Genomic DNA, 15,116 nt, shown 5'->3' with positions numbered 1-15,116 from the left:
GCAGCACGGCACCAGGCCACCCGAGGGAGTTTCCATGTACGGTTCCAGCCGCCAATACGCCGAGCAATACCGCAAGATGAGCGTGTCCACCAGCATCACCGATGCCGACCCGCACAAGCTGGTGGCCTTGCTGTTCGCCGGTGCCTGCCAGCGTATCCGCCAGGCACAGGCCTGCCTGGCGCAGGGCGACCAGGCGCGCAAGGGCAAGGCGATCGGCGAGGCCTGCGCCATCGTCGGCCACCTCAACGGCTCGCTGGACCACGAGGCCGGCGGCGAGATCGCCAATAATCTCTCGGCGCTGTACGACTACGTGATGCACCGGCTCACCGAAGCCAACCTGCACAACGACGAAAGCGCGCTGGTCGAATCGCTGGAACTGCTCAGCGAGATCGATGCGGCGTGGAACGCCATTCCCACCCAGCAGCGCGAACTGCCCGCGGTCGCCGCACTATGATCGCCATCAGCATCGACTCGCTGCACGCCGAACTGCGGCAACTGCAGCAGGTGCTGCAGGGCGACGACCACGCGCTGGCCGAGCGTATGGTGTCCGAGCACGAGCAGCATCTGCGCGAATACCTGCAGCAGGCCGGCACCGACGTGTCCCGCGACGGCATCGGTTCGCTGCTGAAACTGCAGCAAGCGGTGATCGCGCAGATGCTGCAGGCGCGCGACGAAGCCGGCGACTGGCTGCGCGCCAACCGCCTGTCCAACAATGCCGCCCGCGCCTACTCGCAGGCCGGATCGCTGAGATGAACAGCGCGTCCGACGGCGCCGTGCACCATCCCGCCGAAACCGAACTGTTCCACGACACCCTCAGCTGCGAACTGGCGTTGCCGGCCGACTTCAGGCTCGGCAATAGCATCGGCCGCTTCGGCGCCGGCGAAGCCCTGTTGCGTGGACTGGCCCAGGTCGAAGACCTGCGCAGCGAGGACGGCGGCGAAGAGCGCAGCGAGCAGCCGCTGCAGTTGCAGCGCATGGACGCCAAGCTCGACCTGATGCTGGTGCTGCTCGGCCGCCTGGCCCGCCAGCACGAGGAAGGTTTGCCGTTGCGCCCGCTACGATGGTCGCATCGAGGGCTGAGACTGGAGTTGGGGTCGCGTTCGGGCGCCCTTCCCGGCGCCGCCGGCCTGCTGCGCCTGCAGCCCTCCGACTGGTTGCCCGACCATCTTGAATTGCCGGTCCAGGTCGTGGCCGAAGCCGCCAGCGGCGGCGGTTTCCATCTCTGGCTACGATTCGAGACACAGCCGCCAAGCCTGCAGGAAGCACTGGAACGGCACCTGTTTCGCCTGCACCGGCGGCAGATCGCCGACAGCCGGCGCACGCGCTGAGCCACTGCCGGCCGCGCCCCGGGGAGACGCACGGTTGGCGGCGGCGGCGCGCTCGGCTAAGGTGCGGGACTAGCGAAAGAGACCTTCCCACCGTGCGAGTCATCATTGTCGACGATCACACCCTGGTCCGCGCCGGCCTGAGCCGGCTGTTGCAGACGTTCGCGGACGTCGACGTGGTCGCCGAGGCGAGCAACGCGCAGCAGGCGGTGGACCTGGCCACCCTGCACCGCCCCGACCTGGTGCTGATGGATCTGTCGCTGCCCGGGCGCAGCGGCCTGGACGCGCTGACCGACGTGCTGCAGACCTCGCCCAAGACCCGCGTGGTGATGATGTCGATGCACGACGATCCGGTACACGTGCGCGATGCGCTGGACCGCGGCGCCACCGGCTTCGTGGTCAAGGACGCGGCGCCGCTGGAGCTGGAGCTGGCGCTGCGCGCGGCCAGCGTCAACCAGATGTTCCTGAGCCCGCAGATCTCCTCGAAGATGATCGCGCCGATGCTCGGCCGCGAACGCCCGGTCGGCGTCGCCGCGCTGTCGCCGCGGCAGCGCGAGATCCTGCGCCAGATCGGCCGCGGCCAGAACAACAAGGAAATCGCCTCGGACCTGGGAATCAGCGTCAAGACCGTCGAAACCCACCGCGCGCGGATGATGGAGGCGTTGGGTTGCCGCCGCGCCAACGATCTGGTCCTGCTGGCCGCGCGCCACCAGAACGAACTGAGCTGAGGCCGGCAACGGGTTCCCGACACGTCACATTGGCATGCGGCTTGCCTTAACCGGTCAGCTGCCGCCGTGAAACCTGCGAGGCCCGCCAGCATTGGCTCCGGCGCGCCGACCTACCGGCGCCCCCTACATCGACGTAGGGATTTTCCTTACATGGCGTCGGGGATTTGACTACATCACTCAGGAACGCCCTGATTCTGTTACCGTCAGGTGGCAAGCACTATGCATTCCACGGGCGCCGGAGGGTTGGCGCCAAACCGAGGAAGTCCGCATGAAGCCGACCGTTTCCGCCCAGCTAGGCCAGCAACTCCACCTGACCCCGCAATTGCTGCAGTCGATCCGGCTGCTGCAACTGGACGGGATGCAACTGGAAATGGAAATCCGGCGCGCGCTGGAAACCAATCCGTTGCTGGAACTGGAAGAGCCCGAAGGCGTGCTCGAGCCGGTGCTCGACCACGACAACGCGCTGGAAACCGCGGCGTTCGACGAACTGCCCGAATCCTCGATGTGGGACATTCCCGCCGCCGGCTGGAGCGAGGGCGAAGACGACCGCATGCAGCGCATCGCGGCCGGCGAGTCCACCGATCCGCAACTGCGCGTGCTGCAGCGCCTGGCGCTGGAACTGGACGAATCCGCATTGGAAGTGGCCGCGTTCTGGCTGGAGCACAGCGACGATGCCGGCTATCTCGACGGCGCGCTGGACACGCTGACCCAGTTGGCCTGCGCGCGCTTCGACCGCTCCGCCGCACAGGTGGAAGCGATCCGCCAGCGGCTGCTGCACGGCGATCCCGCCGGCCTGGCTGCCTGCGACCTGCGCGAATGCCTGAGCGTGCAGCTGGCCGCCCTGCCCGGCCGCGTCGCCGGCCGACACCTGGCCGCGCGCCTGCTCGCCGGCGACCTGAATCTGCTCGCCAGCCACGATTACCCGTTGCTCGCGCGCCAGCTCGATGCCGAGGCGGACGACGTGCGCGAGGCGGTGCGGCTGATCCTGTCGCTGCAGCCGCGTCCGGGCGACAGCCTGCTGCCAGAGAACCTGGGCCACGTGATTCCCGACGTGGTCGCCTGGCACAGCGACGGCACCTGGCGGGTCGCGCTGAACCCGGCCACCACCCATCGCGTCAGCGTCAATCCGATGCACGAGCGCGCCCTGGCCGAGGCCGGCGAGGCCGCGGCGCCGCTGCGCGAAATGCTGCAGGAGGCCCGCTGGCTGACCCGCGGCCTGTCGATGCGCTACGAGACCCTGCTGCGCACCACCCGCGCCATCGTCGAGCGCCAGGCGGTGTTCCTGGTCAAGGGCGAGGAAGCGATGGCGCCGCTGACCCTGAAGGAAGTGGCCGACGCGATCGGCATGCACGAATCCACCGTGTCGCGCATCACCACCGGCAAATACCTGCAGACCCCGCGTGGTACCTTCGAACTGAAGCATTTCTTCGCCGTGCGCCTGGAAGGCGCAGCGGTCTCGGGCCAGGCGGTACGCGCGATGGTGCGCCGCCTGATCGAGTCCGAGCCCGCGGGGCGACCGCTGGCCGACGAGGCGATCGCCGCGCTGCTATCGCGACAGGGCGTAAACGTGGCCAGGCGTACCGTGGCCAAGTACCGTGAACAACTGGATATCGCTCCCGCTCGCGAACGCCGTCGCGCCAAGCCGTTGCTGGCCCGCGCGGGCTAAGGAAACAATGCACATGAACAAACTGTCCGTGCTTCTGGTCGACGACCACGAAGGTTTCATCAACGCGGCGATGCGCCACTTCCGCAAGCTCGACTGGATGGAAGTGATCGGCAGCGCCGCCAACGGCCTGGAGGCGATCGAGCGCTCCGAGTCGTTGCGCCCGCAGGTGGTGCTGATGGACCTGGCCATGCCGGAGATGGGCGGCCTGCAGGCCACGCGCCTGATCAAGACCCAGGACCAGGCCCCGTACATCGTGATCGCCAGCCATTTCGACGATGCCGAGCACCGCGAGCACGCCATGCGCGCCGGCGCCGACAACTTCGTCAGCAAGCTGTCTTACATCCAGGAAGTGATGCCGATCCTGGAGGGCTTACGCACAGAGGGAGTAGCGGCATGAGCGAATCGCGGATCCTGGTGATCGACGACGATGCGGTCCGCGCCGAACGCACGGTGAGCCTGCTCGAATTCATGGACCTCAACCCGCGCTGGGTGACCGACGTGGCCGACGTCAATCCCGGCCGCCACCGGCAGAGCGAGTGGATGGCGATCCTGGTCGGCGGACTGGACGACCAGGCCCAGGCCGACGCCTTCTTCGGCTGGGTCGCGCGCAGTCCGCTGCCGCCGCCGGTGCTGCTGCTCAACGGCGAGGCGCAGGCGTTCGCGCAGCGCCACGGCCTGCACGAGGCCAACGTGTGGCAGCTGGAAGCGCCGCTGCGCCACGCACAGCTGGAAACCCTGCTGCGCCGCGCCAGCCTCAAGCGCCTGGACGCCGAGCACCAGGCCGGCGCGGTGCAGGACAGCGGCCCGACCGGCAACAGCGCCGCCGTGGTACGGCTGCGGCGGCTGATCGACCAGGTCGCCGCGTTCGACACCACCGTGCTGGTGCTGGGCGAGTCCGGCACCGGCAAGGAAGTGGTGGCCCGCGCGATCCACCAGCAATCGCCGCGCCGCGACGGCCCGTTCGTGGCGATCAATTGCGGCGCGATCCCGCCGGATCTGCTGGAAAGCGAACTGTTCGGGCATGAGAAAGGCTCCTTCACCGGCGCGCTGTCCGCGCGCAAGGGCCGTTTCGAGATGGCCGAGGGCGGCACCCTGCTGCTCGACGAGATCGGCGACATGAGCCTGCCGATGCAGGTCAAGCTGCTGCGCGTGCTGCAGGAACGCAGCTTCGAGCGGGTCGGCGGCAACGTCACCATCCGCTGCAACGTGCGCGTGATCGCCGCCACCCACCGCAATCTGGAAGAGCGCATCGCCGGCAACCAGTTCCGCGAGGATCTGTTCTACCGGCTCAACGTGTTTCCGATCGAAATGCCGGCGCTGCGCGAGCGCAGCGACGATCTGCCGGCGCTGGTCAACACCATCGCCGCGCAGCTGGCGCGCACCGGGCGCGGCGAAGTGCGCTTCTCCGAAGAAGCCCTGCAGGCGCTGCGCGGCTACGACTGGCCGGGCAACGTGCGCGAGCTGACCAACCTGGTCGAACGCCTGGCGGTGCTGCATCCCAGCGGCCTGGTGCGGGTCCAGGACCTGCCGGCGCGCTACCGCGGCGACTTCGCCTCCTCGATCGACGTGTCGGCGCCGCCGGCGCCGATCGCCACGCCGGATGCGCGCCGGGTACCCAACGTGGTCGACCTGCACGTCGGTCCCAAGGCGTTCGCCGATCCATCCGAAGCGGCGGCGCAAACCGCCTCGACGCTGCCGGAAAGCGGCCTGGACCTGCGCGGGCACATGGCCAACATCGAACTGGCGCTGATCAACGAAGCGCTGGAGCGCACCCAGGGCGTGGTCGCGCATGCGGCGCAGCTGCTGGGCCTGCGCCGCACCACGCTGGTGGAGAAACTGCGCAAGTACGGCATCGACCGCGACCAGACCGAACTGGCCGGCTGAGGCAGCGGCCGCGGCCGCTGCCGATGTCACCGCGTCGTCGCGCGCTTGCTGCGCTATGCAACGACCGCGGTTCGAAACTGAAGTACCCTCACCCTTCGCATCGCATTGCTTGCCGGACGCGCGTCCGGGCGCGCGATGGATGCGTCTGTTTCGCGAGCGATGGGGATCGCAGCGCGCCACGCTTCATGGCAGCGCTCGCGGAAGCAGTGGACACCTCTGTTGGCATATGGCTTGCTTGCAGAACAGGAACCACGTCGCAACGCGTCGCGCCGCGGATTTTCCACACGCACCCATGCAGGCCACCATGCCCATTCCCGTCACCAGCCCGCTGCTGCCTCCCCTGGACGAGTTCGTGCCGTACCTGGAGAAGATCTGGAGCAGCCGCATCCTGACCAACGGCGGCGGCATGCACCAGGCGCTGGAAAAGGCGCTGGCGGAGTACCTGGGCGTTGGACACCTGGCCTTGCTGACCAACGGCACCCTGGCCCTGCTCACCGCGCTGCAGGCGCTGCGCGTCACCGGCGAGGTGATCACCACGCCCTACTCGTTCGTCGCCACCGCGCACTCGCTGCTGTGGAAAGGGATCAAGCCGGTGTTCGTCGACATCGACCCGGTCACCCTGAACCTGGACCCGCAGAAGATCGAGGCGGCGATCACCCCGCAGACCACCGCGATCATGCCGGTGCACTGCTACGGCACGCCCTGCGACACCACGGCGATCGAACGCATCGCCGACACCTACAACCTCAAAGTCATCTACGACGCCGCGCATGCGTTCGGGGTCAAGGACGACGGCGGCTCGATCCTGCGCCACGGCGACCTCAGCGTGCTCAGCTTCCACGCCACCAAGGTGTTCAACACCTTCGAGGGCGGCGCCATCGTCTGCCCGGACGCCAAGACCTACCAGCGCATCAGCCGCTTGAAGAACTTCGGCTTCGTCGACGAGACCACGGTGGTGGCCACCGGCATCAACGGCAAGATGAGCGAGGTGAACGCGGCCTTCGGCCTGCTGCAGCTGCAGCACATCGATCGCGCGCTGGCGCAACGCCGCGAGATCGACGCCGCCTACCGGCAACGCCTGGCACAGGTGGCGGGCGTGCGCTGCCTGCCGCCGAGGTCGCCGGAGCTGGCCAACTACGCCTCGTTCCCGATCCTGATCGAGGACGAGTTCCCGTTGACCCGCGACGCCCTGCATCAGCTGATGCGCGAGCACGAGATCCTGGTGCGCCGCTATTTCTATCCGCTGATCAGCGATTTCCCGATGTACCGCGGCCTGCCCTCGGCCGCGCCGGCCGGCTTGCCGGTTGCGCGGCAGATGGCCGAACGGGTGCTGTGCCTGCCGATCTATCCGGGCCTGAGCGCCGGCGACGTGGAGACCATCGCCGACCTGATCGCTGGCGCCGGTACAGCCGCATCAACCGCTGCAAAAATCGGTCGCCCTGCCGCGACCATCCCTTCCTCCGCCCACCCCGTGGAACAAGAATGAGCCAAGAGACGTTTATCGAGAATTTCCTGTCGGCGACCGATTTCCAGACTCCGGTCGAGGTGACGACGGACACCGTGCTGCGCGAGCTTCCCGAATGGGATTCGCTGGCCGCACTCGGCGTGATCGTGATGTTCGACATGGAATACGGCAAGACCATCACCGGCGAACACCTGGCCGCCGCCGTCACCGTGGGCGACCTCTATCAGCTGACCGAGGCGTAGCATGCCGACCTCCACCCTGCACAACGTGCGCTTTGCCGGCATGGCGACCTGCGTGCCCAAGCGCGTCGTCTCCAACCTGACCGATTGCCGGCCGCAGATCCGTTCCGAGCGCGAGCGGCTGGTGCGCAACATCGGCATCGAGACCCGGCGCATGGCGCAGGAGTGGCAGTGTTTTTCCGACCTGGCGTTCGACGCGGCGCAGGTATTGATCGAACGGCTGCAATGGCAGCGCGAGGAAATCGATGCGCTGATCGTGGTCACCCAATCGCCGGACTACCCGATCCCGGCGACCGCGATCATCCTGCAGGACCGGCTGGGCCTGTCGCATGCCACCGTCGCCTTCGACGTCAACCTGGGCTGCTCGGCCTACCCGTTCGGCATCAACCTGCTGGGCTCGATGATCGCCGCCGGCGGGGTCAAGAAAGGCCTGCTGCTGGTGGGCGACCGCAGCGCCAACCTGGAGGACCCGATCTTCTCCGATTCCGGCACCGCCACCGCGCTGGAATTCAGCGCCGACGCCGCGCCGATGTATTTCGACCTCAACAGCGACGGCAGCGGCTACAAGGCGATCATCCTGCCGGTGGGCGGACAGCGCGAGCCGGTCGGCATTCAACATCTGGTTCCCTATCGTGAGAACGAGAAGGATCGCTGGCACCAGGCGATCGACCTGCAGCTTGATGGGCCCGCGGTGCTGAGCTTCTCGACTCAGCGCGTGCCACCGGCAGTCGAAAAGTTGATCAATTACGCGGGCGTGGGCAAGGACGACATCGACTATTTCGTGTTTCACCAGGCCAACCGGATGATCAACGAGACCATCCGCAAGAAGCTCGGCCTGCCGGTGGAGAAAGTGCCTTCGACCCTGCGCGACTTCGGCAACACCAGCGGCGCCTCGCTGCCGGTGACCATGACCGCACGCATCAACAAGGAGCTGGAAGTCGGCCGCAAGCGCGTGCTGCTGTGCGGCTTCGGCATCGGCCTGTCGTGGGGTACCTGCCTGATTGATATCGAAGGCGCGGTGTTTCCGGAGTTGATCGAGTCGTGAATACCGACATCGATCCGAACGACCCGTTCGCGCTTCAGGGCAAACGTATCCTGGTCACCGGTGCTTCGTCCGGCATCGGACGGCAGATCGCGCTGAGCTGCGCGGAGATGGGCGCGCAACTGGTCATCAGCGGTCGCAACGAGGCCCGCCTGGCCGAGACCTTCGCCACATTGCAAGGCGCAGGGCACGCGCAGGTAATCGCCAACCTGGACAAGCAGGAGGACATCGACCATCTCGTGGCTTCGGTCGGTGTCCTGGATGGGGTCGCACACGCGGCCGGCATCGCCCGGCTAGCACCATTCCGGATGATCAACCGCGCGCATCTGGACGAAACCTTCGCCAGTAATGTCTATGCACCGCTGCTGCTGACGCGCGGCCTGCTGGCGAAAAAGCGCATCAACGCCAACGGCTCGATCCTATTTATCTCGGCGGTGGGCTCGCACATCGGCCCTGTGGCCACCGCCGCCTACTCTGCCAGCAAGGGAGCCCTGCTCGGCGCAATGCGTACGCTGGCACTGGAAGTGGCAAAGCACGGTATCCGCGCCAACTGCATCGTGCCCGGCTACGTGCGCACGCCAATGCTCGAGGGCCTCAACCACAGCGGCGGCAACATCGACGAGCATGCCAAACTGACCCCACTGGGGCTGGGCGAACCGGAAGACGTGGCTTACGCGGCGGTGTTTTATCTGTCCGACGCAAGTCGCTGGGTCACCCGCAACTACTTCGTCGTAGATGGTGGCCTGACCGTGCCGATGGACATCTACGCATGAGCAATCCGACTCGCAAGGCCTTTTCCCTAACTGGCAAGACCATCCTGGTCACCGGCGCATCGTCCGGCCTTGGTCAGGAAATCGCACTGACCTGCGTACGGCGCGGCGCGCGCTTGGTCATCAGCGGTCGCGATCCCGAGCGTCTCCAGCAAACCCATGCGCAACTGACCGGCGACGGGCATGTGCAGGTGCAGGCCGACCTGACTGTTTCGGAGGACCGGGAGCGCCTGGTACAAGCCAGCCAGCGCATCGACGGCGTAGTGCACTGCTTCGGCGGGCAGATGCTGTCGCCGATCCGCCAGCTGAAGGAAGAACTGATGACGCGTATGTACCAGGTTCATTTCCTGGCACCGGTCATGCTGACGCAGCGTCTGCTGCAAGCCAATGCCATTAACACCCAAGGCTCCATCGTGTTCATGCTGTCCACCTCCGCGCATATTGGTACACGCGGCGTGGGGCCGTACTCAGCAATGAAGTCCGGCCTGCTGGGCATCATCCGCTGCTTGGCACTGGAACAGGCGAGGCACCGCATGAGAGTCAACGGGATTTCGCCATCGGCTGTGCCCACTCCGCGCCTTTGGGGTGAGGACAACGGGCTCAACGAACTACTGAACCAACAACGCGCGCGCCATCCACTGGGTCTGGGCACACCGCACGATGTCGCCAACGCCGCGGTCTATCTGCTGTCCGACGCCAGCCGTTGGGTCACCGGCACCAGCCTGGTCATGGACGGCGGGGCGGTGCTCTGATGGACCGGGCACTCATTATCGGCGCCGGCGGCTGGGGCCGCGAAGTCCTGGAGCAAATGCATGACGACGCCGGGCATGGCAAGGACTGGCTGATCGGCGGGTTCCTGGACAGCCGCGCCGATATCCTGGACAGCTACGGTGTCGACACACAGATCATCGGCGATCCGATGAGCTACCTGCCACAGCCTGACGATGTATTCGTCTGTGCGATGGGCAACCCCTACGACCGCCACCGCTACGCACGGCCGATCCTCGAGAAAGGCGGGCGGTTCATTCCCATCCTTACCGACGTCCGCCTGGGCAGGCGGGTGCACTTCGGCCAGGGCTGCTTCTTTGGCCTGCTGGTCCATTCCGGGCCGGACGTGCGCATCGGCGACTTCGTCACCATCCACGCCCAGAGCATGCTCGGGCACGACGTAAGCATCGGCGACTACGTGCACGTTGGCGCAATGGCATTCATGGGCGGCGGCGTCCAGATCGGCAACTTCGTCACCGTACATCCGCGCGCCACCCTGATGCCCGGCGTCAAGGTCGGTGACGGCGCGGTCATCGGGGCCGGCGCGGTGGTCATGAAAGACGTACCAGCCGGCGCCAGCGTGTTCGGCAACCCTGCCCGAATCGTGTTCCAGAAAGACCTTTGACAAGGCAGTTATTCATGCGCTCGCGAATGCACCCCAGGTACTACCTGTCACCGGAGATTTTTTCCCGCGAGCAGGAAAAGATTTTTCGCAAGGTTTGGCTTTTCGCCGGTCTGAAGACCCTGCTGACGGAGAACAACAACTTCATCACCCGCAAGATCGCGGGCATCCCGGTGGTCATCCAGAATTTCAACGGCCAGTTGCGCGCATTCGAGAACGTGTGTCTGCACCGCAGCGCGCCGCTCCAGACCGCGCCGACCGGACGACGTCCACTGGTATGCCCCTACCACGCTTGGAGCTACGACCAGGACGGCGCGATCAAGAACATCCCCGAATGTCGTGCCCTGTACCGCATAAGCCGGGCCGAACAGCAGAAGCTCCGGCTGCGGGAGTTCGCCCTGCACGCTATCGGCAACGTGCTGTTCGTCAACCTGGACAGCGACCCGATGCCGATCGAGGAACAGTTCCCCGCGCACTTCATTTCCATGCTGGAAAGCAGCTCAAACCTGTACGACGGCGAGGTGATGGTGACCACCTGGCACTGCAAGTTCAACTGGAAGCTGGCGTACGAGAACCTGCGCGACGCCAATCACCCGCGCTTTGTCCATCCCAAAAGCCTTGCCCGGGAATTCGACTTCATCCCCTACGTCGATACTGAACTGGCGGCCGAAGGCCTCCGTCCCCTGGCCGACACCAGCCCCACCGGGCTACGCGCGGAGATGCGCCGCTTCAGCTCGGCCGGCGCTGACGCGCCGATCACCGAGCCCAAGCCTCTGCCATTTCATGACATGGTCGAGCGCTGGGGGGAACAGGACGCCTATTTCAATTGGCTGGGCGGCTTCAACTCCGATTCGCAACACCAACGGTTGTGAAGTGGCCCGGCGACCTGACTTGAGCGACTTCACCGCCAAGTGGAGTTGCCCATGTCATCCAGCCGCCTGGACCAGGCCGAACGATACCGTTTGCATGCGTTATATGAAACCGGGATGTCGATGCGGGCCATCGCCGATGCGTTGGAGCGCGCGCCCAGCACGATCAGCCGCGAACTGCGCCGCAATCAGCACGCTCGGCACTATCTGCCAGATCACGCACAGCGCATCAGCGAGCATCGGCGCACGCAGGCCAGCCGGCGTCCACGCATCGACGCTGAGCGCATCGCACAGATCGAGGTCCTGCTGAGCGAGGACTTCAGCCCGGAACAGATTGCCGGTCGCACCGGCCTGGCCAGTCACGAATGGATCTATCGGCACATCTACGCTGACCACAAGCGCGGTGGCCAGTTGTTCACGCATCTACGCAAGCGCCGCCGCAAGCGCCGTCGGCGGGGCGTGCGCGATGGCCGCGGACAGCTGACACATCGGCGCAGCTGGACACAGCGCCCCAGCGTGGTGGAGCAGCGAAGCCGCATCGGCGACTGGGAGCTGGATACCCTCCGGGCCTCACACGGAAAGGCCGTGGTGGTCAGCATGACCGAACGCCGCAGTCGCCTGCATCTGCTGGCTTACTCGCCTGACGGCACCGCCGAGAACGTGCGCAACGCCATCGTCCAGCGCCTGGGCGGCCTAGGCCACACGGTGCACACCCTCACCGCCGACAACGGCAAGGAATTCGCCGATCATCGGCTCATTGCCGCCTGCTTGCAGAGCGACTTCTATTTTGCAGATCCGTACTGCGCATGGCAGCGAGGCAGCAACGAAAATGCCAACGGATTGACGCGCCAGTACTTGCCACGACACATCGATTTCAGCACCATCACCGATGCGCACCTGCGATGGATCGAACAGCGACTCTACAATCGTCCGCGCAAGATACTCGGATTCAAAACGCCCCTCGAAGTCTTCTCCGAGGAGGTCCTCAACAGCGTTGCGAATCGGAGTTGAATCCGCCCTGGCTTTTCCCAACATGCATATCGCCTGCCCCAACGGCGGCTATTCCTTCACCCTGGAACATCACATCCCCGTGGCCCCGGACAGGACCGACCTGGAAATCTATTGGTTCACCACGCGCAAGAAGAAGCCTTATGCCTTTTCCAGCTGGAACCTGCTCTCGCACATGCATGGCAGCCGGCTGGTGACAGGCGAGGATGTGGAGATCATGGAACATGTGCAATCAGCGCTGCACATGAACGCACCGATGCCGACCCAGGGGGTCTACGAGTTCACCAACCGCTTGGTGGAGCGCTGGTACGCAACACTGATGGAGACAGAACATGGCCTCTAGATGCGTCATAGGAACCGGCATCTGCCTGGAACAGGTCTTCAATGCCTGGAGGCAGGCCGAGCCGCAGGCCGACGTGCGCAGGATCGAGGTTTCGCTACGCACCGACTACAGCTTCGACCTGGACGCACTGGATGGGCTGGACCCGGCCGAGGACAGACTGTTCGTTGCCTACGACGAACGCTTCGGCAATTTCAAGCGCATGGAGCTGATGCAGCTGGCGATGGCGCGCGGCTTTAGCCTGGAGCCTTTCGTCAGCACTTCGGCCGTGGTCGCTGCCGATGCAGTGATCGGCCGCAACTGCTTCATCGGCGACGGCGTGGTGGTCGGCGCGGGTAGCCGTATTGACTACAACACCGTGCTGCATAGCGGAGTCAAGATCGGCGCTGGCGTGCACCTGCGTCCATCATGTTGGTGCGACATCGGCGTAAGCATCGGCCACGGCACGGAGATCGGCGCGCACGCCATCCTGCGCATGGGTGCGGTGGTTGGCCCTGGCGTCCGAATCGGCCGCCACTGCGAACTGGGCTGGTCACGACTGTATGACCGGGACGTGCCCAGCCGCACGGTGTACGACACCCGCTATGACGAGCCGATCCATGTCTATGGTCATTAAATCCAAGGATAGCCGCACGATGAAAGACTACGCGCTGAAAAGCGGAGAGAGATATCACACCCTCGACCAGAATCTGGTCGGCGGAGACCACTTGTGGCGATATCGCTACGCAGCCTCGCGTTTACCCAATGGCCATGCCCAGCTTTTCGGCGCGGACGTTTTCTGCGGTTCCGGATACGGAGCGGCGCTGGTGGCGCGCGAAACCCACGCTTCTATCCTTGCAATCGACGGATCGGAGGAGAGCATTGCCATGGCAAGCCACAGAATCCACGCTCCAAATATCATTTGGGCCGCCAAGTTGTTTCCCTTCGATCTACCCGACGGCTGCTTCGACTTCGTGATGAGCATGGAGTCGCTAGAACATGTCAAGAATCATGAAGCTCTTTTCTGGGTATTGAGCAAATCCCTGAAACGCGGCGGGCAACTTTTCATTTCCTGTCCCAATGAGAGTGTCATGCCTTACACGGGCTACAAATGGCATTACCGCCATTTTGTGCCGGAAGAAGTTCGCACGCTTGCACGCGAAAACGGACTTGAAGAAGTCGCCGCATTCTCGACCCTGTGTTGCGGACTTAAAGATGGAAGGACCGCGATCTTCTATCCCCACCAGATGCGCAACGACCAAGCCCTGGATGTTGAAGTCGGCGACACCATGTTATTTGAATTCAGGAAGCCATGATGCGAATTTACGCAGCCGGCTGGGCCTTGCAGAGCCCAGCACTCAACTTCTTCAAACGTTTCCTAGTCCTGAATGCGATTCAGCTATCGGGCATCGTGTATCCGCGCCAAATTCCCGATGATCTGGATGGCATTCCAGTGCTGGACTTCGAAACTGCCAGGAGCGAGCTGCACGTAGGAGATGTCGTGCTGGAGTGCCATCGTCCTGGCGTAGATGACCAGCGCATGGGCACTGCGCTCAGTGAATTTTTCGCAACGCTCCGTATCCAGACCGTGGGGGTGGCAGCCTTCATTTCCAGTCTGATCGAGCAGGATCAGGGCGATCTCCTGCGTTTCCCGGTTGCCGGCGTCACTTCGACCCACTTGCGCGGCCTGCGCGATGAACCTTTGCCGCGCCTCATCGAAGACGGCTTCGTCGATCTGCGTTCTCACCAGGTCGCCACCAGGCTCGATGCAATCGCCAGAAGCTGTGATTGGGACCAGATGCTGGCCTTCGATCAGGATCAGACACCGGAAGAGGAGCTGCATGTCGTCGTGGCAGAACTGCATGCTTACGGCATGCTCCAACGCGTGCATGTACTGGACACGCCGCTGCCCTTTCTGGAGGCGCTGCTGGCACTGAAGGTCCAGGCACCCGAAAGCGAGCTCGTAGTGGAACTGGCCGCGGCTGCGGCACAGGCGCTGGGGCCGCAGCTGGAATTCTACCGGCGCAGCCTGGGCTGTCTTCAGGTGGCTGAGGCGTCGGCTGGGGTCACCTATTTGTCCGGTTCAGCCGATGCGATTGCCAGGGTGATGCGCCCAGGACATATGAGTGCTCCTGCGGTTTTCTTCATGCGACGTTCGATTCTGGACATCGGTACGATTCGGCGTGCGAGCGGTGCCCAGCCGTATCGCATCATGCTGCGTCAGCCGGACACCAGCCCTGGCAACCTGATCGCGGCGCTGCTGAACTGAAAGCCGAGAAGTGCCCCTCCGTGCATGCAACCTTTGATTGTTCAAGATGATCGATCACCGATAATTTGCGATGCCTTGGCCAGCATTGTCATGCCCGCCTACAAGGGAGCCTACAACAGCTACCTCCCCACATAATACATGA

Annotated in this window: 17 protein-coding genes and 2 pseudogenes; all 19 read left to right on the top strand. The window is 64.7% G+C overall.

Translation table 11 applies throughout. The features are described 5' to 3' along the window. The first annotated feature begins 34 nt into the window (after positions 1–34). Positions 35–454: a flagellar export chaperone FliS gene (fliS, locus tag KHF85_RS09915; protein ID WP_284569422.1), complete on the top strand. Its 420-nt coding sequence runs from the start codon at positions 35–37 to the stop codon at positions 452–454. Continuing rightward, positions 451–753 carry a hypothetical protein gene (locus KHF85_RS09910; RefSeq protein ID WP_284569421.1) on the top strand — a complete coding sequence of 101 codons (303 nt, stop codon included), beginning with the start codon at positions 451–453 and terminating at the stop codon, positions 751–753. Before fliS ends, KHF85_RS09910 begins: the two co-directional genes overlap by 4 nt. After that, positions 750–1,328, top strand: coding sequence for a PilZ domain-containing protein (locus KHF85_RS09905; protein WP_064539961.1), 579 nt, complete (start codon positions 750–752; stop codon positions 1,326–1,328). The genes KHF85_RS09910 and KHF85_RS09905 overlap by 4 nt, the downstream gene beginning before the upstream one ends. A gap of 92 nt (positions 1,329–1,420) precedes the next feature. Beyond that, on the top strand, positions 1,421–2,053 hold the full coding sequence (locus KHF85_RS09900) for a response regulator (protein WP_284569420.1): 633 nt from the start codon (positions 1,421–1,423) through the stop codon (positions 2,051–2,053). Positions 2,054–2,321: 268 nt separating this feature from the next. Continuing rightward, entirely contained in the window at positions 2,322–3,719 is a 1,398-nt protein-coding gene (gene rpoN / locus KHF85_RS09895; protein WP_053834018.1) for an RNA polymerase factor sigma-54, read from the top strand. A gap of 13 nt (positions 3,720–3,732) precedes the next feature. Then, on the top strand, positions 3,733–4,116 hold the full coding sequence (locus KHF85_RS09890) for a response regulator (protein ID WP_003466870.1): 384 nt from the start codon (positions 3,733–3,735) through the stop codon (positions 4,114–4,116). Then, positions 4,113–5,603 carry a sigma-54 dependent transcriptional regulator gene (locus tag KHF85_RS09885; protein ID WP_284569419.1) on the top strand — a complete coding sequence of 497 codons (1,491 nt, stop codon included), beginning with the start codon at positions 4,113–4,115 and terminating at the stop codon, positions 5,601–5,603. Before KHF85_RS09890 ends, KHF85_RS09885 begins: the two co-directional genes overlap by 4 nt. Positions 5,604–5,907: 304 nt before the next feature. Further along, complete coding sequence (locus KHF85_RS09880; protein ID WP_284569418.1) at positions 5,908–7,089, top strand: DegT/DnrJ/EryC1/StrS family aminotransferase; 1,182 nt, start codon at positions 5,908–5,910, stop codon at positions 7,087–7,089. Beyond that, positions 7,086–7,310, top strand: coding sequence for an acyl carrier protein (locus KHF85_RS09875; RefSeq protein WP_058360843.1), 225 nt, complete (start codon positions 7,086–7,088; stop codon positions 7,308–7,310). The genes KHF85_RS09880 and KHF85_RS09875 overlap by 4 nt, the downstream gene beginning before the upstream one ends. A gap of 1 nt (position 7,311) precedes the next feature. After that, complete coding sequence (locus tag KHF85_RS09870) at positions 7,312–8,352, top strand: ketoacyl-ACP synthase III (protein WP_284569417.1); 1,041 nt, start codon at positions 7,312–7,314, stop codon at positions 8,350–8,352. Continuing rightward, positions 8,349–9,122, top strand: a complete 774-nt coding sequence (locus KHF85_RS09865) for an SDR family NAD(P)-dependent oxidoreductase (protein ID WP_284569416.1) — start codon at positions 8,349–8,351, stop codon at positions 9,120–9,122. Before KHF85_RS09870 ends, KHF85_RS09865 begins: the two co-directional genes overlap by 4 nt. After that, positions 9,119–9,871: an SDR family NAD(P)-dependent oxidoreductase gene (locus KHF85_RS09860; RefSeq protein ID WP_237649029.1), complete on the top strand. Its 753-nt coding sequence runs from the start codon at positions 9,119–9,121 to the stop codon at positions 9,869–9,871. Before KHF85_RS09865 ends, KHF85_RS09860 begins: the two co-directional genes overlap by 4 nt. Further along, positions 9,871–10,512: an acetyltransferase gene (locus KHF85_RS09855; protein WP_284569415.1), complete on the top strand. Its 642-nt coding sequence runs from the start codon at positions 9,871–9,873 to the stop codon at positions 10,510–10,512. The genes KHF85_RS09860 and KHF85_RS09855 overlap by 1 nt, the downstream gene beginning before the upstream one ends. Positions 10,513–10,526: 14 nt before the next feature. Further along, positions 10,527–11,342, top strand: a pseudogene (locus tag KHF85_RS09850) (aromatic ring-hydroxylating oxygenase subunit alpha); the annotation flags it as partial. 90 nt (positions 11,343–11,432) lie between these two features. Next, entirely contained in the window at positions 11,433–12,389 is a 957-nt protein-coding gene (locus tag KHF85_RS09845; RefSeq protein WP_009597007.1) for an IS30 family transposase, read from the top strand. A gap of 7 nt (positions 12,390–12,396) precedes the next feature. After that, positions 12,397–12,729 (top strand): annotated as a pseudogene (locus KHF85_RS09840) (aromatic ring-hydroxylating dioxygenase subunit alpha); the annotation flags it as partial. Further along, complete coding sequence (locus KHF85_RS09835; RefSeq protein ID WP_284569414.1) at positions 12,719–13,342, top strand: UDP-3-O-(3-hydroxymyristoyl)glucosamine N-acyltransferase; 624 nt, start codon at positions 12,719–12,721, stop codon at positions 13,340–13,342. The pseudogene KHF85_RS09840 and the gene KHF85_RS09835, both read left to right, overlap by 11 nt. Positions 13,343–13,361: 19 nt before the next feature. Further along, positions 13,362–14,021, top strand: a complete 660-nt coding sequence (locus KHF85_RS09830) for a class I SAM-dependent methyltransferase (protein WP_284569413.1) — start codon at positions 13,362–13,364, stop codon at positions 14,019–14,021. Then, a complete protein-coding gene (locus KHF85_RS09825) occupies positions 14,021–14,974 on the top strand; it encodes a hypothetical protein (protein WP_284569412.1) in 954 nt (317 codons plus the stop codon). Before KHF85_RS09830 ends, KHF85_RS09825 begins: the two co-directional genes overlap by 1 nt. Positions 14,975–15,116 lie beyond the last annotated feature (142 nt).

This window comes from Xanthomonas graminis pv. graminis, from assembly GCF_030168915.1.
GTDB lineage: Bacteria > Pseudomonadota > Gammaproteobacteria > Xanthomonadales > Xanthomonadaceae > Xanthomonas_A > Xanthomonas_A translucens.
This window is presented reverse-complemented; position numbering and strand designations above follow the sequence as displayed.

Coding starts and splice junctions, on each gene's coding strand:
- fliS (WP_284569422.1), top strand. CDS start 35: ATGTACGGTTCCAGCCGCCAATACGCCGAGCAATACCGCAAGATGAGC.
- KHF85_RS09910 (WP_284569421.1), top strand. CDS start 451: ATGATCGCCATCAGCATCGACTCGCTGCACGCCGAACTGCGGCAACTG.
- KHF85_RS09905 (WP_064539961.1), top strand. CDS start 750: ATGAACAGCGCGTCCGACGGCGCCGTGCACCATCCCGCCGAAACCGAA.
- rpoN (WP_053834018.1), top strand. CDS start 2,322: ATGAAGCCGACCGTTTCCGCCCAGCTAGGCCAGCAACTCCACCTGACC.
- KHF85_RS09890 (WP_003466870.1), top strand. CDS start 3,733: ATGAACAAACTGTCCGTGCTTCTGGTCGACGACCACGAAGGTTTCATC.
- KHF85_RS09885 (WP_284569419.1), top strand. CDS start 4,113: ATGAGCGAATCGCGGATCCTGGTGATCGACGACGATGCGGTCCGCGCC.
- KHF85_RS09880 (WP_284569418.1), top strand. CDS start 5,908: ATGCCCATTCCCGTCACCAGCCCGCTGCTGCCTCCCCTGGACGAGTTC.
- KHF85_RS09875 (WP_058360843.1), top strand. CDS start 7,086: ATGAGCCAAGAGACGTTTATCGAGAATTTCCTGTCGGCGACCGATTTC.
- KHF85_RS09870 (WP_284569417.1), top strand. CDS start 7,312: ATGCCGACCTCCACCCTGCACAACGTGCGCTTTGCCGGCATGGCGACC.
- KHF85_RS09860 (WP_237649029.1), top strand. CDS start 9,119: ATGAGCAATCCGACTCGCAAGGCCTTTTCCCTAACTGGCAAGACCATC.
- KHF85_RS09855 (WP_284569415.1), top strand. CDS start 9,871: ATGGACCGGGCACTCATTATCGGCGCCGGCGGCTGGGGCCGCGAAGTC.
- KHF85_RS09845 (WP_009597007.1), top strand. CDS start 11,433: ATGTCATCCAGCCGCCTGGACCAGGCCGAACGATACCGTTTGCATGCG.
- KHF85_RS09835 (WP_284569414.1), top strand. CDS start 12,719: ATGGCCTCTAGATGCGTCATAGGAACCGGCATCTGCCTGGAACAGGTC.
- KHF85_RS09830 (WP_284569413.1), top strand. CDS start 13,362: ATGAAAGACTACGCGCTGAAAAGCGGAGAGAGATATCACACCCTCGAC.
- KHF85_RS09825 (WP_284569412.1), top strand. CDS start 14,021: ATGCGAATTTACGCAGCCGGCTGGGCCTTGCAGAGCCCAGCACTCAAC.